This is a genomic window from Crenobacter intestini (assembly GCF_004919095.1).
Classification (GTDB): Bacteria; Pseudomonadota; Gammaproteobacteria; order Burkholderiales; family Chromobacteriaceae; genus Craterilacuibacter; species Craterilacuibacter intestini.
The window spans coordinates 1-18,275 of sequence record NZ_STGJ01000009.1 but is presented as its reverse complement, the minus strand read 5'-3'; the positions used below and the strand labels follow the sequence as shown (position 1 = coordinate 18,275).

The 18,275-nt window shown below is 66.2% G+C and carries 21 protein-coding genes; 9 read left to right on the top strand and 12 right to left on the bottom strand.

Going from position 1 to position 18,275, the window contains the following annotated elements; all coding sequences use genetic code 11:
- Positions 1–40: 40 nt before the first annotated feature.
- A complete protein-coding gene (gene cmk / locus E5K04_RS09020) occupies positions 41–709 on the bottom strand; it encodes a (d)CMP kinase (protein WP_136553214.1) in 669 nt (222 codons plus the stop codon).
- A 156-nt stretch (positions 710–865) separates the two neighbouring features.
- Here cmk and aroA point away from each other — a divergent pair, with 156 nt between their 5' ends.
- From aroA to E5K04_RS09005, 3 genes are all read left to right on the top strand, one after another.
- Positions 866–2,173 carry a 3-phosphoshikimate 1-carboxyvinyltransferase gene (gene aroA / locus E5K04_RS09015; protein WP_136553212.1) on the top strand — a complete coding sequence of 436 codons (1,308 nt, stop codon included), beginning with the start codon at positions 866–868 and terminating at the stop codon, positions 2,171–2,173.
- Positions 2,170–2,586 (top strand): nucleoside triphosphate pyrophosphohydrolase family protein, encoded by a 417-nt coding sequence (locus E5K04_RS09010; RefSeq protein WP_136553209.1) that lies wholly within the window; start codon positions 2,170–2,172, stop codon positions 2,584–2,586. The genes aroA and E5K04_RS09010 overlap by 4 nt, the downstream gene beginning before the upstream one ends.
- Before the next feature lie 63 nt (positions 2,587–2,649).
- Positions 2,650–3,201 carry a cytochrome b gene (locus tag E5K04_RS09005; RefSeq protein ID WP_136553206.1) on the top strand — a complete coding sequence of 184 codons (552 nt, stop codon included), beginning with the start codon at positions 2,650–2,652 and terminating at the stop codon, positions 3,199–3,201.
- Here the strand turns inward: E5K04_RS09005 and E5K04_RS09000 are convergent, their stop codons facing one another.
- Positions 3,202–4,086 carry a prephenate dehydrogenase gene (locus E5K04_RS09000; RefSeq protein ID WP_136553204.1) on the bottom strand — a complete coding sequence of 295 codons (885 nt, stop codon included), beginning with the start codon at positions 4,084–4,086 and terminating at the stop codon, positions 3,202–3,204. It lies immediately after the preceding gene.
- A 52-nt stretch (positions 4,087–4,138) separates the two neighbouring features.
- Here E5K04_RS09000 and E5K04_RS08995 point away from each other — a divergent pair, with 52 nt between their 5' ends.
- The gene (locus E5K04_RS08995) at positions 4,139–4,453 is read left to right on the top strand and encodes a DUF4936 family protein (RefSeq protein ID WP_136553202.1); all 315 of its coding nucleotides are present in this window, start codon (positions 4,139–4,141) and stop codon (positions 4,451–4,453) included.
- On the opposite strand, the gene pabC is transcribed toward E5K04_RS08995, so the two are convergent.
- The 10 genes from pabC to E5K04_RS08945 all read right to left on the bottom strand — a co-directional run bounded on the left by pabC (position 4,445) and on the right by E5K04_RS08945 (position 12,863).
- Complete coding sequence (pabC, locus tag E5K04_RS08990) at positions 4,445–5,254, bottom strand: aminodeoxychorismate lyase (protein WP_136553200.1); 810 nt, start codon at positions 5,252–5,254, stop codon at positions 4,445–4,447. The genes E5K04_RS08995 and pabC overlap by 9 nt on opposite strands.
- Positions 5,254–6,549, bottom strand: coding sequence for an aminodeoxychorismate synthase component I (locus E5K04_RS08985; protein WP_136553198.1), 1,296 nt, complete (start codon positions 6,547–6,549; stop codon positions 5,254–5,256). Before E5K04_RS08985 ends, pabC begins: the two co-directional genes overlap by 1 nt.
- Before the next feature lie 74 nt (positions 6,550–6,623).
- Positions 6,624–7,865, bottom strand: coding sequence for a beta-ketoacyl-ACP synthase II (gene fabF / locus E5K04_RS08980; protein ID WP_136553196.1), 1,242 nt, complete (start codon positions 7,863–7,865; stop codon positions 6,624–6,626).
- A 155-nt stretch (positions 7,866–8,020) separates the two neighbouring features.
- Entirely contained in the window at positions 8,021–8,260 is a 240-nt protein-coding gene (gene acpP / locus E5K04_RS08975) for an acyl carrier protein (RefSeq protein ID WP_136553194.1), read from the bottom strand.
- A gap of 104 nt (positions 8,261–8,364) precedes the next feature.
- Positions 8,365–9,102 (bottom strand): 3-oxoacyl-ACP reductase FabG, encoded by a 738-nt coding sequence (fabG, locus tag E5K04_RS08970; protein WP_136553192.1) that lies wholly within the window; start codon positions 9,100–9,102, stop codon positions 8,365–8,367.
- Positions 9,103–9,119: 17 nt separating this feature from the next.
- Positions 9,120–10,049 carry an ACP S-malonyltransferase gene (gene fabD, locus E5K04_RS08965; protein WP_136553190.1) on the bottom strand — a complete coding sequence of 310 codons (930 nt, stop codon included), beginning with the start codon at positions 10,047–10,049 and terminating at the stop codon, positions 9,120–9,122.
- 34 nt (positions 10,050–10,083) lie between these two features.
- Entirely contained in the window at positions 10,084–11,043 is a 960-nt protein-coding gene (locus tag E5K04_RS08960; protein ID WP_136553188.1) for a beta-ketoacyl-ACP synthase III, read from the bottom strand.
- Positions 11,040–12,095 (bottom strand): phosphate acyltransferase PlsX, encoded by a 1,056-nt coding sequence (gene plsX / locus E5K04_RS08955; protein WP_136553186.1) that lies wholly within the window; start codon positions 12,093–12,095, stop codon positions 11,040–11,042. The genes E5K04_RS08960 and plsX overlap by 4 nt, the downstream gene beginning before the upstream one ends.
- A 62-nt stretch (positions 12,096–12,157) precedes the next feature.
- Entirely contained in the window at positions 12,158–12,337 is a 180-nt protein-coding gene (gene rpmF, locus E5K04_RS08950) for a 50S ribosomal protein L32 (RefSeq protein ID WP_136553184.1), read from the bottom strand.
- A 22-nt stretch (positions 12,338–12,359) separates the two neighbouring features.
- Positions 12,360–12,863 (bottom strand): YceD family protein, encoded by a 504-nt coding sequence (locus tag E5K04_RS08945; RefSeq protein WP_136553182.1) that lies wholly within the window; start codon positions 12,861–12,863, stop codon positions 12,360–12,362.
- 56 nt (positions 12,864–12,919) lie between these two features.
- On the opposite strand from E5K04_RS08945, the gene E5K04_RS08940 reads away from it, so the two are divergent.
- The 5 genes from E5K04_RS08940 to E5K04_RS08920 all read left to right on the top strand — a co-directional run bounded on the left by E5K04_RS08940 (position 12,920) and on the right by E5K04_RS08920 (position 18,022).
- The gene (locus tag E5K04_RS08940; protein ID WP_136553180.1) at positions 12,920–13,504 is read left to right on the top strand and encodes a Maf family protein; all 585 of its coding nucleotides are present in this window, start codon (positions 12,920–12,922) and stop codon (positions 13,502–13,504) included.
- A complete protein-coding gene (locus tag E5K04_RS08935) occupies positions 13,504–14,211 on the top strand; it encodes an SAM-dependent methyltransferase (RefSeq protein WP_136553178.1) in 708 nt (235 codons plus the stop codon). The genes E5K04_RS08940 and E5K04_RS08935 overlap by 1 nt, the downstream gene beginning before the upstream one ends.
- Positions 14,212–14,272: 61 nt before the next feature.
- Entirely contained in the window at positions 14,273–15,079 is an 807-nt protein-coding gene (locus tag E5K04_RS08930) for a beta/alpha barrel domain-containing protein (RefSeq protein WP_136553176.1), read from the top strand.
- Between the two features lie 301 nt (positions 15,080–15,380).
- Positions 15,381–16,391: an IS5 family transposase gene (locus E5K04_RS08925; protein ID WP_136553174.1), complete on the top strand. Its 1,011-nt coding sequence runs from the start codon at positions 15,381–15,383 to the stop codon at positions 16,389–16,391.
- A 188-nt stretch (positions 16,392–16,579) separates the two neighbouring features.
- Complete coding sequence (locus E5K04_RS08920) at positions 16,580–18,022, top strand: integrase (RefSeq protein WP_136553172.1); 1,443 nt, start codon at positions 16,580–16,582, stop codon at positions 18,020–18,022.
- The last annotated feature ends 253 nt before the right edge of the window (positions 18,023–18,275 follow it).

Here is an 18,275-nt window from a genome sequence, read left to right as displayed (position 1 = left end):
TCAAAAACGCCCGGCAGCGCCGGACGGGTCCTGCAAAAAATCAATGGCCGGAGGCCAAGGCTTCCCGGTACCACGCGAGCACGGATTCGACCGCCGCATCGACAGTCATGTCGCTGGTATCGAGGAGTCGGGCATCCGGCTCCTGCCGCAAGGGCGCCACAGTGCGGGCCGCGTCACGCGCGTCACGCTCGTGGATGTCCTGCAGAATGCGCGGGAGGTTAGCAGAATCTCCCTTGCTTATCAACTGTTTATAGCGACGGTCGGCGCGTACGTCGGCCCCCGCGGTCAGGAACACCTTGAGCGTCGCGTCGGGGAAAACCACCGAACCCATGTCGCGTCCGTCGGTGACCAGACCGGGCGCCTGGCGGTACGCGCGCTGGCGCTCGAGCAGCGCGGCGCGCACCGCGGGCAAGGCGGCGATCGCCGAGGCGCCCATGCCGATCTCTTCGCTGCGGATCTCGGCTTCGACGCACTCGCCGGCCAGGAACACCGCGTCGTCGCGGAACTCGGCCGGCAGCGCGCGTGCGAGCGCGGCGACGGACGCCTCGTCGTCCCAGCCCACGCCGCCGCGCTTCGCGTGCAGCGCGGTCAGCCGGTAGAGCGCGCCCGAATCGAGGTAGGCAAAGCCCAGCAACCGGGCGACGCGGGCGGCGACGGTGCCCTTGCCGGAGGCGGAAGGGCCGTCGATGGTGATGACAGCAATCGTCATGTCGTTTAATTTCTTTCCTGCGGCCGCGCGCGTGCAACGCCCGGCCAGACTTAACCGAAAGCGCGGATTCTAGCCCAGCGCCGCCCCGTAAAGCCACATTTTCCTGATAGCTCAGGCAGTTAAGGTGCCTGGCTGCCCCAACGACCAAGGCCAACCATGGAACAACTCGCCCTGCCCCCCTCGACCCGCGCCAGCGGCAGCCTGACCCTGCCCGGCTCGAAAAGCATCTCCAACCGCACCTTGCTGCTCGCGGCCTTGTCTGCCGGCGACACCCGCGTCTGTGGCCTCCTGGACGCCGACGACGTCAGCCGCATGCTCGAGGCGCTCGACAAGCTCGGGGTGACCGTGCGCCGCGAGGGCGACAGCCGCGACTTCGTGGTGACGGGCTCGGGCGGCCGCTTCCCCGCGCGCGAGGCCGACCTGTTCCTCGGCAACGCCGGCACCGCCTTCCGTCCACTGACGGCGGCGCTCGCGCTGATGGACGGCCACTACCGACTCTCTGGCGTGCCGCGCATGCACGAGCGCCCGATCGGCGACCTCGTCGACGCTCTGGCCGGCGCCGGTGCGGCGATCCGCTACGAGGGCGTGCCGGGCTACCCGCCGCTGTCGATCGCGCCGGCCACCGTCAGGACCGGCGCGGTGATCCCGATCCGCGGCAACGTCTCCAGCCAGTTCCTGACCGCCTTGCTGATGGCGCTGCCCCTGACCAGTCAGGCGGCGACCGTCGAGGTGGTCGGCGAGCTGATCTCCAAGCCGTATATCGAGATCACGCTCAAACTGATGGCGCGTTTCGGCGTGACCGTCAGCCGTGACGGCTGGCAGCGCTTCCATATCGCTGCCGGCCAAGGCTACAGGAGCCCGGGCGTGATCCACGTCGAGGGCGACGCCTCCAGCGCGTCGTACTTCCTTGCCGCCGGCGCGATCGCCGGCGGGCCGGTGCGCGTGGAAGGGGTCGGCCGGGGCAGCATCCAGGGCGACGTGCGCTTTGCCGAAGTGCTCGCAGCGATGGGCGCGACCATCCGCATGGGCGAGAACTGGATCGAGGCCGAGGCGAACGGGCCGCTGACCGCGGTCGACGTCGACCTCAACCATATCCCGGACGCGGCGATGACCATCGCGGTGGCTGCGCTCGCCGCCAAAGGCACGACCACTATCCGCAATATCGAGAGCTGGCGCGTCAAGGAGACCGACCGCTTAAGCGCGATGGCGACCGAACTGCGCAAGGTCGGCGCGACGGTCGAGGAAGGCCGGGACTATCTTCGCGTCACCCCGCCCGCGGCGCTGACGCCGAATGCCCGCATCGACACCTACGACGACCACCGCATGGCGATGTGCTTCTCGCTGGTCTCGCTGATGGGCACGCCGGTCACCATCAACGACCCCGGCTGCGTCGGCAAGACCTTCCCCGGCTACTTCGACTCGCTGGCCAGCCTCACGCACGGGGCCGACGCCCCCGCGCGATGAGCGACTTCTTCGGCAAGCGGCGCGCCCTGATGTGCGAGGCAGGCGACCCGGCGCCGGCGCGCCCCCGGCACGAACCTGCAGCGCTCGCGCAATGGGAAGCCATGCTCGCCGAGGAGCTCGGCGAGTTTTCCCGCGCGCTTGCCGCGTACCGCCAGGCCGACGTCCACGACGCAGACGCGCTCGTGCACGCGCAAGCCGAACTGTGCGCGGAAGGGGTCGACCTGCTCAACGTCGTCTCCGGGCTGCTGATCGCGCAGGGGCTGCCGCTGGAGGCGATGTTCGACGCCATCCACGCGGCCAACCTCGCCAAGTGCGCTTCAGGCCGCGACGCCCACGGCAAGCTCGTCAAGCCCGGGCACTGGCAAGGCGCCGACAAGGCAGGCGTGATCCGCGCCGCACACGCAAAAAGCTGAAACAAAACGGAGGGCGGGCTGCTTTACTGGAAAGGCCAATTGGATAAAACAGGAAAGCTCGCCATGCTCTTCAATAGCCGCCGCAGCTACGGGTCTGTCGCCCGTGCCTTTCACTGGCTGACCTTCGCCGCCCTACTGGTCGTCCTCGCGATGACACAGCTACGCGAACTCTTCGACAAGCAGTCCGAGGCGCGCGTCGAGATCTGGCAGTGGCACATCAGCTTCGGCATCCTGGTCTTCCTGCTGACCGTGCCGCGGCTCGTGTGGCGGCTGGGCAGCCGCGTCCCCGACATCAGCCCGACGCCGACCCGGCTCGACATGCTGCTCGCGCACGTCACCCACTGGACGCTGTACGCGCTGCTGCTGATCACGCCGCTGTTCGGGCTGTGGTCGCTGCAGGCGGGCGACGCGACCGTGCACTTCTTCGGCCTGTCGCTGCCGCAGCTGTTCGGCGTCGACGACGCGCTGTCGCACAACCTCAAGGAAATCCACGGCACGCTGGGCGGCACCGTGTTCTGGCTGGCCGTGCTGCATGTCGCCGCCGCGCTATGGCACCACTGGCGGCTCAAGGACGACACGCTGACCCGCATGGCCGGGCGCGAGCGGCCCGACTGACTACTGGCCGCGCAGGAAACGCTGGTACCAGCGGGTGCGCGCGTCGCGTGCCCGCTCGAAGGTGCGCTGCATCGCCTCGCCGTCTGCCCCGGCCAGCTGGCCGCGCAGGCGGGCGAGCCCCGCCATGTAGTCGTCCAGTTCACCGAGCAGGGCGTCGCGGTTGGCCAGCGCGATGTCGCGCCACATCTCCGGGTGCGAGCCTGCAATGCGTGTGAAATCGCGAAAGCCGGTCGCCGCGAAGTCGAAGCGGCGCTCGGCGTCGCTCCGCGCGGCGATCCGCTCCACGTAGGCGAACGCCAGCAAATGCGGCAGGTGGCTGACGCTGGCGAACACGCTGTCGTGCTCGTGCGCGCCCATCTCGTGCACGTCGGCGCCGCACGCCTGCCACAGCCCGCGCACCGTAGCCACCGCGTCGTCGTCGGATTCCGGCAAGGGGGTGAGCACCACGCGCCGCCCTTCGTACAGGCCGAACTGCGCGGCGGCGGCGCCGGAGAGGTCGGAACCGGCGATCGGGTGCGCCGGCACGCAACGCGCCAGATGCCCCGGCAGGTGCTCGCGCATCAACAGCGCGACGTCGCCCTTGGTACTGCCCGCGTCGGTGACAATGGTATGCTCGGGAAGCCTAGGCGCCATCGCGCCGAACAAGGCCCCCATCTGCCCGACCGGCGTTGCAAGTAGCACCATACCCGCCCGCGCGCAGGCGTCCCCCAGCTCGGTGCTGACCTCGTCGACCACCCCCAGTTCGAGCGCGCGCTGCATGTTGGCAAGCGAGCGGCCGACACCGATCACGTGGCGCACGCGGCCGGCACGCCGCAACGCCAGCGCGAACGATCCGCCAATCAGCCCGACGCCGACCACCACCAGTGTGTCGATGCTTGCCTGCACTGCCACCCTCCCCTTACCCTGAGCCCGGCCCATCCGGCCGGCACGAGGCAACATGATAAGCGAATTACTGGTGCAAGACAGCAAGGCGAGCCTGTACGTCTACTACCGGCCGCCGGCGCCCTCCGCCGCGCTGGCGCGCGAGGTGCGTGCGCTGCAGACGGCGCTCGCCGTGCAATACGGCGTGCGCGGGCAATTGCTCGCGAGGCGCGACGCCAAGGGCGAAACCTGGATGGAAGTGTATGAGGGGCTCGCCGACCCGCGCGCGTTCGACACGGCGCTGGCCGGGGCCCTGGCAGAAGCCTCACTTAGCGCAAGACTGGGCGCGCGCCACCACGAGTGGTTTGCACCCTACCCCGATTCAGATTGAGGCGAGCGCCACCTGCGCGCGGCGGGCGAGCGGGAAGTCCTGCCAGCGCTGCCCGCCCAGAGCCGCGACGGGCCACACGCCGGCCAGCGAATTGACGAGCCACACCTCGTCGGCACCCAGCACGTCTTCGGGGCGCAGCCGCGCCTCCTCCAGCGCCAAGCCTTGCGTGGGCAGCCAGTCGGCGAGCCACGCGCGCAGCGCGCCGCTGACCCCGCACCCATCGAGCAGCGGCGTCAACACCCGCCCGCCCGACACCAGCACCACATTCATCATGGTGCCCTCGACCACCCAGCCTTCGCTGTCGAGCAGCAGCCCCTCGCGGATGGCGGGGTCTGACCACTCCGAACGCGCAAGCACGTTCTCCAGCCGGTTCAGGTGCTTGGCACCGGCCAAGCGCGGCTGGCGCGCGAGCCTGAGCGCGCACCAGCGCGCGTTAACCCCGTCGGTGGCAAGTTCCGCCGGGTAGCCCGCCCACGGCGACGCGGCGACCACCAGCGTCGGCGTGGCGTCCAGCGGCATCGCGTAGCCGCGCGCGCCTGCGCCGCGGGTCAGCGTGAGCTTGGCGACGGCACGCGGCAAGCCTTCCGCCGCGCGCGCGAGTTCGTCCAGCAGCAGGGCCTCGTCAGGCAAGGGCAGCGCAAGTGTCGCGCAATCGGCCATGAAGCGCTGCCAGTGCCAGCGCCACAGCCGCGGCACGCCGTGCAGAAGTTCGACCGTGCGGAAGATGCCGTCACCGTAGGCGAGGCCGCGGTCGGCGACTGGCAGCGTTTCGGCCGCGCGGCCGTTGACGCGCACCGCCATCAGGCGAGCGCCACGCCCAGCGCGCGCAGCAGGCCGCGCGCCTTGTGGCGGGTCTCTTCGAGTTCGCGCGCGGGGTCGGAGTCGGCGACGATGCCGCCCCCCGCCCTGAAGCGCAGGATCTGCCCCTGCTGCATGATGGTGCGGATCAGGATGTTGAAGTCCAGGGTGCCGTCCCGGTTGATGTAGCCGAGGCTGCCGGTGTACGCGCGGCGTGCGTCGCGCTCGAGTTCGCGGATGATCTGCATGGTGCGCACCTTGGGGCAGCCGGTGATGGTGCCGCCCGGGAACAGCGCGCGCAGCACGTCTGCCGGATGGACGCCCGCACGCAGGCGCCCGCGCACGGTCGACTCGATATGGTGGACGTAGGCGTAGCTCGCCACCGCCATCAGTTCGCTCACTTCCACGCTGCCCGGCTCGCACACCCGCCCGAGGTCGTTGCGTTCGAGGTCGACCAGCATCACATGCTCGGCACGCTCCTTGGTGCTCGCGATCAACCTGGCCTTCAGCGCGGCATCCTCCGCCGCGTCCGCCGCGCGCGGATGGGTGCCGGCGATCGGGCGGGTGTTGATCCAGCCGTCCCGCACCTCGACCAGCCGCTCGGGCGAAGAGCTGACGATCTGCGCGTCGCCCAGGTCCATCAGCGCCGAAAAGGGTGCCGGGTTGGCGCGGCGCAGCGCGGCAAACACGTCGACCGGGCGTGCGTCGCCCGCCAGTTCCGCCCGCCAGCCGCGCGAGATATTGACCTGGAACACGTCGCCTTCGCGGATATAGTTTTTGATGCGCGCCACCGCGTCGGTGTAGCGGGTCGGCTCGTCTTCGGCGAGGGTCTCGAGCGCCACCGGCCGCGTGTCGAATACGCCGCCCGCGGCGACCCGTGCGGCGAGCGCGTCCAGCTGCGCGTCGGTCTCGGCGAACAGCCACGCCTCGCCGCTTGCGCGGTTCACTTCGACGGCCGCCGGCACCCGCTCCAGCGCCCCCAGCGGAAAGTCGTCCGGCAACGACGGCCCGACCTTGGGCTCGAACTCGGTAAGCAGCTCGTAGCCCAGGTAGGCGACCCAGCCGCCGCCGAACGGCAGGCCGGCCTCAGGTGCCGGCCCCGTGCATTCAAGCGCGCGCAGGTCGCTGGCAAAGCTTGCGCCGTCAAGCGCGCCGTAGACGCGCCGCGCCTCAGGCAGGGCAAACAGGATGTCCCAGCCCGCGTCGGCGCTCGATTGCAGCAGGGCGGGAAAACGGGCGGGGTCGGACGCATGAAGCGCGATCAGGTCGGGCGCGGCAGGCAGCAGGCGGACGGGCATGGCGGCATGGAAACGGACAAAAGAAAACCGCCGCGAGTGTATCGCAGCGGTTTGTGTCGTCAAGCTTCGCAGGTTCAGACCTTGCGGAACACCAGCGTGCCGTTGGTGCCACCGAAGCCGAAGGAGTTGGAGATCGCGACGTCGATCTTCATCTCGCGCGCGGTATTGGCGACGTAGTCGAGGTCGCAACCGCCTTCGACGTCCTGTTCGAACAGGTTGATGGTCGGCGGCGACACCTGGTGGTGGATCGCCAGCACCGAATACAGCGCCTCGACGCCGCCGGCGCCGCCCAGCAGGTGGCCGGTCATCGACTTGGTCGAGTTGACCGCGAGTTTCCTGGCGTGCTCGCCGAAGGCGATCTTCAGCGCGTTGGTCTCGTTGGCGTCGCCCAGCGGGGTCGAGGTGCCGTGCGCGTTCACGTAGTCAACTTCGTCCGCGTTGATGCGCGCGTCGCGCAGCGCGTTGGTCACGCCGCGCGCCGGGCCCTCGGCGTTCGGCGCGGTGATGTGGTGCGCGTCCGAGCTCATGCCGAAGCCGGCGAGCTCGGCGTAGATGGTCGCGCCGCGCTTGAGCGCGTGTTCGTACTCCTCGAGCACCAGCACGCCGGCGCCCTCGCCCATCACGAAGCCGTCGCGGCCCTTGTCCCACGGACGCGAGGCGGTCGCCGGGTCGTCGTTGCGGGTCGACAGCGCCTTCATCGCGGCAAAGCCGCCGATGCCCAGCCGCGCGATCGCACATTCGGCGCCACCGGCGACCATCACGTCGGCGTCACCGTACTGGATCACCCGTGCCGCATCGCCGATGCAGTGCGCGCCGGTGGTACACGCGGAGACGATGCCGTAGCTCGGCCCCTGGTAACCCTTCATGATCGACACGTGGCCGGCGATCATGTTGATCAGCGAACCCGGGATGAAGAACGGGCCGATCTTGCGCGGGCCGCCTTCCTGCAGCGCGACACCGGTGTCCTCGATCAGCGGCAGGCCGCCGATGCCGGAGCCGATATTGACGCCGACCCGCGTCTTGTCGAGGCTGGCGACGTCGTCCAGCCCCGCGTCGGCGATCGCCTGCAAGGCGGCGACGACGCCGTAGTGGATGAAACTATCCATCCGGCGCGCTTCCTTGGCCGGGATGAACTGCGTCACGTCGAAATCGCGGACTTCGCCGGCGATCTGGCACGCGAGGTCCGACGGGTCGAAACGGGTGATGCGGGAGATGCCGCTCTTGCCGGCCAGGAGATTGGCCCAGCCGCTGGCGACATCGTTGCCGACCGGGGCGACATGCCCGAGGCCGGTGACTACGACTCTGCGTTTTGACACAGGTGTCTCCATGATTCTGAAGGAAGGGGCCGCTCAGCACGCGGCCGGGTTGCCGCCCGGCGGTCAAACACGCGTTTGGACGGCAGAAACTGAAAGACCTCTGCGACACGGACAAGCCGCACCGGCAGAGGCCTCGGTAATCCGGGAAGCGGGGATTACTTGTTCAGGTGGGCGTTGACGTAGTCGATCGCCTGCTGAACGGTGGTGATCTTCTCGGCGTCTTCGTCCGGAATCTCGCACTCGAACTCTTCTTCGAGGGCCATCACCAGTTCCACGGTGTCAAGGGAGTCAGCACCCAGGTCGTCGACAAAGGAAGACTCGGTCTTCACTTCGGCTTCGTTCACGCCCAGCTGCTCAGCGACGATCTTCTTGACGCGCGCTTCGATATTTTCCATTTGTAACCCTTCGCCTTTCTGTTTCGGGATAACCAAACCCGAGCATTCTACAAAAAAAAATTAGAGTAGCCCAACTAAAAATTTTGCCGGCCGTGACAGCGGCATTAGGGCATCAGCATACCACCGTTGACGTTAAGGGTCTGGCCGGTAATATACGCCGCCTTGTCGGACGCCAGGAAGGCAACCGCGTCGGCAATATCCTGCGCCGCACCCAGGCGGCCCAGCGCGATCTGGCCGACCAGCGCATCGCGTTGCGCCTCGGGCAGCGCGCGCGTCATGTCGGTGTCGATGAAGCCCGGCGCCACGCAGTTGACGGTGATGCCGCGGCTGCCGACCTCGCGCGCCATCGACTTGGTGAAGCCGATGATGCCCGCCTTGGCGGCCGCGTAGTTGGCCTGGCCCGCGTTGCCCATCACGCCGACCACCGACGCGATATTGACGATACGGCCGGCACGCGCCTTCATCATGCCGCGCAGCACCGCCTTGGACGCCTTGAACACCGACTTCAGGTTGGTGTCCATGATCGCGTCCCAGTCTTCGTCCTTCATCCGCATCAACAGGCCGTCGCGGGTGATGCCCGCGTTGTTGACGAGGATGGCCAGCGGGCCGTGTTGTTTTTCGATCACCTCGATCAGGTTCTCGATCGCGTTGTCGGCAGTGACGTTCAATTCCATGCCGTAGCCGCCCAGCGGCGCCAGGCGCTCGCTGATCGCGACCGCGCCGGCTTCGCTGGTCGCGGTGCCGATCACCGTCGCGCCTTCGCGCGCCAGGGTGTCGGCGATGGCGGCGCCGATGCCGCGCGAAGCGCCGGTCACCAGCGCAATCTTGCCTTGCAAGCTCATGTCTCTCTCCTGTCGAATCAGACGAGTTCGGCGCGCGCGGCTTCCAGCGCGGCGCGGTCGGTCAGCGCGAGGCAGCGCACCGACGCGTCGATGCGCTTGCCCAGGCCGGCGAGCACCTTGCCCGGGCCGCACTCGGCCATCAGCGGCAGGCCGTCGGCGGCAAGCTTCTGCACCGTCTCGGTCCAGCGCACCGGGCTGAAGAGCTGGCGGGTCAGCGCGTCGCGGATCGCGGCCGGGTCGCTGTACGCGGCGACGTCGGCGTTATGCAGCACCGGGATGGCCGGCGGGTTGATATGCACGGCGTCCAGCGCGGCGGCGAGCTTGTCGGCAGCCGGGCGCATCAGCGCGCAGTGCGAGGGCACCGACACCGGCAGCGGCAGCGCGCGCTTGGCGCCCTTGTCCTTGCACAGCGCCATCGCGCGTTCGACCGCAGCCTGGTTGCCGGCGATCACCACCTGGCCTGGCGAATTGAAGTTGACCGGCTCGACCACCTCGCCGGCGGCCGCCTCCATGCATGCGGCGCGGATGTCCTCGTCGGACAGGCCGAGGATCGCGGCCATCGCGCCGACACCGGCGGGCACCGCGTCCTGCATCGCCTCGGCGCGCACGCGCACCAGGCGGATAGCCTCGGCGAACGGCAAGGCGCCCGCGCACACCAGCGCGGTGTACTCGCCCAGGCTGTGGCCGGCGACCGCGGACGGCTGCACGCCGCCCAGTTCCTGCCACGCAAGGTAGGTGGCGACACCGGCGGCCAGCATGATCGGCTGGGTGTTGACGGTCGCGTTGATCGCGTCGGCGGATTCCGCGCCAAGCATCGCCCACAGGTCGGTGCCCAGCGCCTCGGACGCCTCGTCGAAGGTGTGGCGGACGACCGGCAGGCCGTCGAAGCCGTTCATCATACCCAGGCTCTGCGAGCCCTGGCCGGGAAACACGAATGCAAAAGCCACAGCTATACCCCCTTGATAAAGTCTGCCGCAGGCATCAGAAAGTCAGCAGCACGGCGCCCCACGCGAAGCCGCCGCCGATGCCCTCGAGCATCACGGTCTGGCCGCGCCGGATGCGCCCGTCGCGCACCGCGGTGTCGAGCGCGAGCGGGATCGACGCGGCCGAGGTGTTGCCCTGCTCGGGCAGGGTGATGATCACCCGCTCCAGCGGCAGCTTGAGGTGCTTGGCGGTCGACTCGATGATGCGCAGGTTGGCCTGGTGTGGCACCAGCCAGTCGACCTCACCCTTGTCGACGCCGGCTTCGGCCAGCGTCTGCGTCGCGATGTCGGCCAGCGCCTTCACGGCAAACTTGAACACCGCCGGGCCGTCCATGAACAGGTAGGGAATGCCCTGGATCTTGCCGCCGGAAATCTGCGCCGGCGTGTTCAGGATGTCCTTGTAGCGGCCGTCGGCGGCGAGCTTGGCGTGGCGGATGCCCGGGGTGTCGGACGCGCCGAGCACCACCGCGCCGGCGCCGTCGCCGAACAGCACGCAGGTGCGCCGGTCGTCCCAGTCGAGGATGCGGGTCAGCACCTCGGCGCCGACGACCAGCGCCTTCTTGGCCATGCCGCTGCGGATATACGCGTCGGCGGTGACCAGGCCGTACATGAAGCCCGCGCACACCGCCTGCACGTCGAACGCCGGGCAGCCGTGCACGCCGAGCTTCTCCTGCAGCAGGCAGGCGGTGCTCGGGAACACCATGTCGGGCGTGGTGGTGGCGACGATGATCAGGTCGATCTCGCCGGCCGCGACCCCGGCGTTGTCGAGCGCGGCGCGGGCCGCCTCGAGCGCGAGGTCGCTGGTCTTCTGGTCGGGTGCGGCGACACGACGCTCGCGGATACCGGTGCGGGAGACGATCCATTCGTCGGACGTCTCCACCTGTTCCGCCAGCATCGCATTGGTCAGCACCTTGGACGGCAGGTAGCTGCCGGTGCCGAGAATGCGGGAAAAAGTCATAGGGTTTCGGGCGTCGTGCTCGGTTCGACCGCGGGGCGCTGTATTTTTTCTAGTTGCAGCGCGACCTGGTCGGCGATGTGACCAATCACGTTGGAGCCGACTTCCTCGCAAGCCTGCTCCAGCGCGAAACGGAATCCCAGCGCGTCGGTGCCGCCGTGGCTCTTGACGACGATGCCGCGCAACCCCAACAGGCTTGCGCCGTTGTAGCGGCGGGTGTCGACCCGCGCCTTGAAGTGCCTGAGCACCGGCAGCGCGGCGAGCGCACAGAGGCGGGTCCACCAGGTACGGGTGAACTCCTCGCGCAGGAAGACGGAAACCATGTGCGCCAGCCCCTCGGAAGTCTTGAGCGCCACGTTTCCGGTAAAGCCGTCGCAGACGACGACATCGACGGTGCCCCGGTAGATGTCGTCACCTTCGATATTGCCGTAGAAGTTGAGCGCCGAGCCGCGCAGCAGCTCGCCTGCCTGCTTGACGGTCTCGTTGCCCTTGATGTCCTCGCTGCCGATATTGAGCAGGCCGACCGTCGGGCGTTCACGTCGGGTCAGGCTGCCCACCAGCTCGGCACCCATGATGCCGAACTGCAACAGCTGCTCGGGCGTGCAGTCGACGTTGGCGCCCAGGTCGAGCACGCAGCTCGTCCCTTTCACGGTCGGCATCAGCTTGGCGATCGCCGGCCGGTCGATACCGGGCAGCGTCTTGAGGACGAAACGGGCGGTGGCCATCAGGGCGCCGGTGTTCCCGGCGGAGACGCAGGCTTGCGCCCGGCCTTCCTTGACCTGGTTGATCGCCACCCGCATCGACGAATCCTTCTTGTTCTTGAGGGCCAGCTGCGGCGGCTCGTCCATGCCGACCACCTGGGTCGCATGTACAAGCTCGATGCGCGCGCGCGCGTCGGCACTCAAGGCGGACAGCCTGGCTTCGATGGCCGGCAGGTCCCCTACGAGGATCAGTCTGTGTTCGGGATGGTCTTGAAGAAACCGGATGGACGCGGGAATGGTGACGTCGAGACCGACATCGCCACCCATCGCGTCCACCGCTACGGTGATACTCATCAGCGTCTTCGGTAGTTGGCTACCTTATTGGTATGGCAGGAAGGGAAAGCTTGAACGGACGATTACTCGCCCTTGGCCTTCACAACCTGACGGCCGCGGTAGAAGCCGTTCGGGCTGATGTGGTGACGCAGATGACGCTCGCCGGTGGTCGGCTCGACAGCCAGTGCCGGAGCGGTCAGGAAGTCGTGTGCGCGGTGCATGCCACGCTTGGACGGGGATTTTTTGTTCTGCTGAACGGCCATGATTGACTCCTAAAAAATTCAACTAATCGGGCTTGCGCTGCTTGAGCTGGGCGAGCACGGCAAACGGGTTGGGTTTGTCCGACTTGACCTTCTCCAGCAGTTCACCGCCGCAGGCATCGTGCCTGGGCGACAAAGGCAGGCCCATGATGATCTCGTCTTCGACCATCGCCATCACGTCGAGCATCTCTTCGGCCATCACGGCGTCGAGCGTCTCGTCGGTTTCGCACGCCGCGGCCAGCTTCTCCTCGTTCCAGAAGAAAGTCAGCACGGCGTCGCTGTTCACCTGTAGCGGCATCGGCTCGAGGCAACGCTGGCAGACGACGTTGACCGTCGTTTCCACCGTCAGCCTCAGCGACGGACGGCGCAGGCTATCGACGAAACCCTCGGCCGAGAAACTGACCTCGCCGGAAGCGTCGGCCAGGTTCTCCAGCACGCGTCCGTCAAGCTCGGCGATCGGGCGGCGACCGTTTAACGTCCGGCCTTCGCGGCAGAACGCATTCGGATCGATCAAAATAGGGTTGGACATAAACGCAGGATGATATAATCCCGGCCCCGGATTTGTCAAAGCAATCAAGCGATAACATGCAGCCTGCCATCGTCCTCGCCTCGACCTCGCGCTTTCGCCGCGAAATCGTCGAACGGCTCGGCCTGAACCTGATTTGCGCGGCGCCCGTCTGCGACGAGACGCCGCTTGCAAACGAGCAAGCCGCCGACACCGCGCGCCGCCTCGCGCGCACCAAGGCCGAATCGCTCGGCGCAAGCCACCCACACGCGCTGATCATCGGCGGCGACCAGGTCGCCCTGCTGGATAACCGCCAGCTTGGCAAACCCAGGGACTTCGACGACGCGGTCGCCATGCTGCAATCCACCGCCGGGCGCACGCTGGAATTCCATACCGCGATCGCGCTCTACAACCCGCAAAGCGGCCGCGTGCAGGAATACACCGACCTCACCCGCGTCACCATGCGCAAGCTTGGCGAGGCGGCGATCCGCAATTATCTCGGGCGCGAACCGGACGCACTTTACTGCGCGGGCGCGGCGATGAGCGAGGGCCTGGGCGGCGCGTTGATCGCGCGCATCGAGTCGACCGACCCCAACGCGCTGATCGGCGTGCCGCTCTTCGCGCTCACCGACATGTTGATGAACGAAGGCGTGGAGATCCTCTGATGGCCGGCACCCTCTACCTGATCCCGACCCCGCTGGGCGACGAGAACACCGCGTGGCTGCCCGAGCCCGAGCGCGCGCGCGTCACCCACCTCACCCATTTCGTCGTCGAGGCGGAAAAGACCGCGCGCCGCCACCTGAAGGCGCTGGGCGTGACCACGCCGATCCGCGAACTTACCCTCGCCACGCTCAACGAGCACACCGTGCCCGGCGACGTCGCCGCGCTGCTCGAGCCGCTACTGGCCGGCCACGACGTCGGCCTGGTGTCCGAAGCCGGCACGCCGGCGGTGGCCGACCCCGGCGCCGCGCTGGTCGCGCTCGCGCATGCGCGCGGCGTACGCGTCGAACCGCTGATCGGACCCTCGTCCATCCTGCTCGCGCTGATGGCCTCCGGCGCCAACGGCCAGCGCTTCGCGTTCGCGGGCTACCTGCCGGTGGACGCCACCGAGCGCGGCGCGGCGATCCGCGCGCTCGAGGCTCGCTCGCGCCAGTTCGACGAGACGCAGGTGTTCATCGAGACGCCGTACCGCAACAACGCGCTGCTCGAACAACTGCGCCAGACGCTGTCGCCCGCGACCCGCCTCGCCGTCGCCTGCGACCTCACCCTGCCGACGCAGACCATCGTCAGCCATCCCGTCAAGGACTGGCCGGCCGAAGCGCCCAACCTGCACAAGCGCCCGGCGATCTTCGTCGTCTACGCCAGCGGCTGACCTTGCCGCGCGCGCGGCTGCGGGCGCATAGTGGGGCGCCCGCAACCCCGACCACACGCCGATGCGCCCGCCCATCATCGTTTCGCTGCTCGACACCGACCTCTACAAGTTCACCATGCTGCAGGCGGTGCTGCACCACTTCCCCGCCGCGCACGGCGAGTACGCACTGGTTTGCCGCAGGCCGCCCAGCCGGCCGCTCGCGCAGCTGCAAGATGCGCTCGAGGCCGAACTCGACGCGCTGTGCCAGCTGCGCTTCAGCGCGGACGAGCTCGCCTACCTGCGCACGCTGCGCTACATCAAGCCCGACTTCGTCGACTACCTCGAACTCTTCCACCTGCAGCGCCGCTTCGTGCGGGTCTTCACCGACGGCGACACACTGAAGGTGGAGATCGCCGGGCCGATGATCCAGGCGATGTTCTTCGAGATCTTCGTGCTCGCCATCGTGGGCGAGCTGTATTTCCGCGAGGACGATGGCCCGGCGGTGCGCGCCGAGGGGCGACGCAGGCTTTCTCACAAGGTCGCGCAGTTGCGTACCTTTATTGATGGCGACGGCGTCGAGGACGGCTACCCGCTGCTACTGTCCGACTTCGGCACCCGCCGCCGCTTCGCGCGCGACTGGCAGCACGAGGTGGTAGCCACGCTCGCGCGGCAACTGCCCGAGGCGTTCCGCGGCACCAGCAACGTCGCCCTCGCCCGCGAACTTAACCTGACGCCGATCGGCACCATGGCGCACGAATTCATACGCGCAAGTAGTGGAAAATACACAACAACCGCAAGTTGCGCTGAAATGGACTCTATACTATCGTCATCAAGACGAAGTCTTGGAGTCCTGCATGACCCGTCAAGATTCACACCTGCTCACGCCTGACGCACTCCCCTCGATTTTGCTCGTGGTGGCGTGGTGGGGGCGCGTGTGCTCCGTGCGCCTCCGACACTGCCTTCCATCGGCCTGGCTCCCCGCCAGCTATGGCCACTGCCCCCTCGGGGGTGGCGTGGAGGGGCTTATGCGCTCCGCACGCCGCGGCTACGGCACGCACCACTCAACCTCCCTCGACCGACTACAGGTGTCCGCGTGGGCGCGGTCTCTGCCCTGATATACGGCATCCTGGGAACTTCCAGAAACCTCCCGTTCTGGCATGATCTGAGCATGCACTGACCGAGACGCACCGATGAAGAGTCTGTTCGCCGCCGAAGAACGTGTAAGCAAGCTGTCCAAGCGGGGTGACCCGTTGGAGTCGCTGGGCCGCCATGTCGACTTTGCCGCGCTGGCGGCCAGCGTCGACCGCGCATTGCCGAGGCCGCACCGCTACTTTGGCGGTCGGCCTCCATACCCGACCGAGTTGATGATCCGCCTGCTGGTGATCCAGCAGTTGTTCAACCTGTCCGATGCCCAGCTTGAATTCCAGGTGCTCGACCGCGCTAGCTTCCAGCGTTTCCTCGGCATCCGCGACAGCGGCAAGGTGCCCGACCGCAATACGGTGTGGGCGTTCCGCGAGCGCCTAGTGCAGGCAGGCCTGGGCGCAAGCTTGTTCGATGAAGTGAACCGCCAGCTGCAGGTCGAAGGCTATTTGGCCCGTTGTGGTCAGATCATCGACGCCACCTTGGTGCCGGTGCCGACTCAGCGCAACGGGCGGACCGAGAACGCACAGATCAAGCAGGGTGAAACGCCGGAAGACTGGTCGGCCAAGAAGCTGGCGCACAAGGATGTCGACGCCCCCTGGACCGAGAAGCACGGCAAGCAGACCTTCGGTTACAAGCTGTCGGCATCGACCGACTGCCGCTACAAGCTGATCCGCACCGTGCACATCAGTCCGGCCAACGAAGGCGACCAGATCCATCTGTTGAAAGTGCTCGACCGGAACAATACCAGCCGCGACCTGTACGCCGATCGCGGCTACACCGCACTGGCGGTCCTCGAAGCGGGTGGCTGGCGGCAACACATCCAGCGCCGGGCCAAGCCGAAACAGGCGCTCTCCGCAACGCAGGCCGGTCGTAACCGGCGCATCGCCAGGATTCGGGCACGTGGTGAGCATCCGTTCGCGGGCCTGCGTGCTTTGGGAGGCAAGTTCCTGCGCAGCGTCGGCTTGCCTCGAGCGAACTTGCAACTGCATCTCAAGGTGCTGACCTACAACCTGAAGCGGCTGTGCTGGCTGAAAAACAACGAGGTGGTCGCCTTCTGACGCCCGAAGTGCGTCCGGAGCTCGCAAAATGCGGGCTTCGGAGGCAAAAACAGCAGGTTTAGCGGCGGTGATCGTGCTCAATTGCTGAAAATTTGCTCAGCAAGAGGACTTGATCACTTGGAGGCAGGTTTCTGGAAGTCCCCTCCTGGCGTATGGACTTTGGCGAATCACTCATTAAGAGAAATGCCATGACTGTTGCTCGAAAAATTGTATTGCCTCGCCTAGTTGTCACCGAGGTGTCAACTATCGAAGCACCGGGTTCCCAACGTATTGAATTACCTGGTGGCCAGGATTATTTTGTTCAGCGTATTTTCCAAGAAGAGACTGATAGCCGCATGGACGGCAAACCCCGCTGGATGGGCGCGCGTTTCAATTTGTATCCAGTGGTGCTGGCTGCGGATGGGGCCCCGTGGGCTGAAGCCAATGTTTACATCCTCTCTCGACTCGAAGAATCGCTAGACCCCAGCATGTCCACGTATTTGGGCATTGCAGATGACTTGACCGCGTTCCGCCGCTTTCTGGATGAAGAAGAAATTGACTGGACTAGCTTCCCAACACACAAGCTCCGCCGTCCAACCTACCGCTACAACGGGTACCTGCGCCTAGCGGTTGCCGATAGCAAAGTTGGAGTGACCACGGCTAAGCGTCGAATGAGTAGCGTCATTGGTTTTTACAACTGGCTACAATCCGAAGGGGTGTTAAAACTCGCGAACCCGCCCTGGAAATCACAAGACCAGTTTATCGGCCTCAAGGACACCAAGGGACTGGCCTACTTAAAGAAGATTACGACAACTGATATCGGCATCAACGTCCAGAAACAAAATGACCCGTATGCCGGAACCATTGATGACGGCGGGGCCTTGCGACCGCTAACCATCGAAGAGCAGGGATGGTTGATGGAAGCCCTGCTTGCGCAAGGCAACACGGAAATGACCCTTATTCATCTGTTCGGCCTGGTAACCGGGGCGCGTATCCAAACTGTACTGACGTTTCGAGTTCGACATGCAGTTCTTGAGTTTGACGACCCGAACCTATCGGAGATTCGCTTTCCTGTCGGCCCGGGGACTGGCGTGGACACCAAGAATAACAAACGCATGGTGCTGCATATTCCGCGGTGGTTTTATGAAATGCTACGTACCTACGCTTTGAGCGAACGGGCTCGGCGGCGTCGTTGTCGTGCGGAGGGTGGGGACACTACAGACCAGTACCTATTCCTCAGCGTGCGAGGCGCACCACTTTATCAGAGCAAAGCCGATGCCGCAGATTTCGATGAAGACAATGACCTCCGGCACTCAAAAACGGGGCAAGGAGTTAGGCAATTCATCGCTGAGCGTATTATTCCTTACATCAGGAAGCATTACTGCTCGACGTTCAAGTACAGGTTTCACGACACGCGGGCCTCATTCGGTATGGATTTGACAGACCGACAATTGTCGTTAGTGGCTCAGGGCGAGATAACCCTGCACGAGGCACGCGAGTTCGTGAAGGTACGCATGGGACATGAATCCGCAGGGACGACAGACCGGTATTTGCAATACCGCAGCAACTTGAAGTTGGTGCGGCAGGTTGTGCAGGACTACGCAGCCCATCTTCGTGCCCTATCCGGACAGGCGATGGAGGGCCTGAAATGAAGCCCATGCTTACCCAACGCCCGGTTCAAATCTATGACCTCCCATTAAGCGTTGACTCTCCGGTTTTGCATCCGGAGCAAGCGATATTGCGCTTTATGGGTAGGCATACCATTGACGTCGGAGCGCTTTGCTATTTGGTTCGAAATTTCGCTCCGAAGGGCGGCCGCAGAGGTAGCCTCCCAGTTGAACTGTGAATCGCCCCGGCTTCTCTAGACACTCTTGAGCCGTTGGAAATATTGCTTCTCAAACTCTA

Excerpts from the sequence above, each read along its gene's own strand:
- E5K04_RS09005 (WP_136553206.1), top strand. The coding sequence starts at position 2,650 with ATGCTCTTCAATAGCCGCCGCAGCTACGGGTCTGTCGCCCGTGCCTTT.
- pabC (WP_136553200.1), bottom strand. The coding sequence starts at position 5,254 with ATGGCGGTGCGCGTCAACGGCCGCGCGGCCGAAACGCTGCCAGTCGCC.
- fabG (WP_136553192.1), bottom strand. The coding sequence starts at position 9,102 with ATGAGCTTGCAAGGCAAGATTGCGCTGGTGACCGGCGCTTCGCGCGGC.
- plsX (WP_136553186.1), bottom strand. The coding sequence starts at position 12,095 with ATGAGTATCACCGTAGCGGTGGACGCGATGGGTGGCGATGTCGGTCTC.
- E5K04_RS08925 (WP_136553174.1), top strand. The coding sequence starts at position 15,381 with ATGAAGAGTCTGTTCGCCGCCGAAGAACGTGTAAGCAAGCTGTCCAAG.
- cmk (WP_136553214.1), bottom strand. The coding sequence starts at position 709 with ATGACGATTGCTGTCATCACCATCGACGGCCCTTCCGCCTCCGGCAAG.
- E5K04_RS08940 (WP_136553180.1), top strand. The coding sequence starts at position 12,920 with ATGCAGCCTGCCATCGTCCTCGCCTCGACCTCGCGCTTTCGCCGCGAA.
- rpmF (WP_136553184.1), bottom strand. The coding sequence starts at position 12,337 with ATGGCCGTTCAGCAGAACAAAAAATCCCCGTCCAAGCGTGGCATGCAC.
- acpP (WP_136553194.1), bottom strand. The coding sequence starts at position 8,260 with ATGGAAAATATCGAAGCGCGCGTCAAGAAGATCGTCGCTGAGCAGCTG.
- E5K04_RS08985 (WP_136553198.1), bottom strand. The coding sequence starts at position 6,549 with ATGCCCGTCCGCCTGCTGCCTGCCGCGCCCGACCTGATCGCGCTTCAT.
- E5K04_RS09010 (WP_136553209.1), top strand. The coding sequence starts at position 2,170 with ATGAGCGACTTCTTCGGCAAGCGGCGCGCCCTGATGTGCGAGGCAGGC.
- E5K04_RS08995 (WP_136553202.1), top strand. The coding sequence starts at position 4,139 with ATGATAAGCGAATTACTGGTGCAAGACAGCAAGGCGAGCCTGTACGTC.
- E5K04_RS08960 (WP_136553188.1), bottom strand. The coding sequence starts at position 11,043 with ATGACTTTTTCCCGCATTCTCGGCACCGGCAGCTACCTGCCGTCCAAG.
- E5K04_RS08920 (WP_136553172.1), top strand. The coding sequence starts at position 16,580 with ATGACTGTTGCTCGAAAAATTGTATTGCCTCGCCTAGTTGTCACCGAG.
- E5K04_RS08935 (WP_136553178.1), top strand. The coding sequence starts at position 13,504 with ATGGCCGGCACCCTCTACCTGATCCCGACCCCGCTGGGCGACGAGAAC.
- E5K04_RS08930 (WP_136553176.1), top strand. The coding sequence starts at position 14,273 with ATGCGCCCGCCCATCATCGTTTCGCTGCTCGACACCGACCTCTACAAG.
- aroA (WP_136553212.1), top strand. The coding sequence starts at position 866 with ATGGAACAACTCGCCCTGCCCCCCTCGACCCGCGCCAGCGGCAGCCTG.
- E5K04_RS08945 (WP_136553182.1), bottom strand. The coding sequence starts at position 12,863 with ATGTCCAACCCTATTTTGATCGATCCGAATGCGTTCTGCCGCGAAGGC.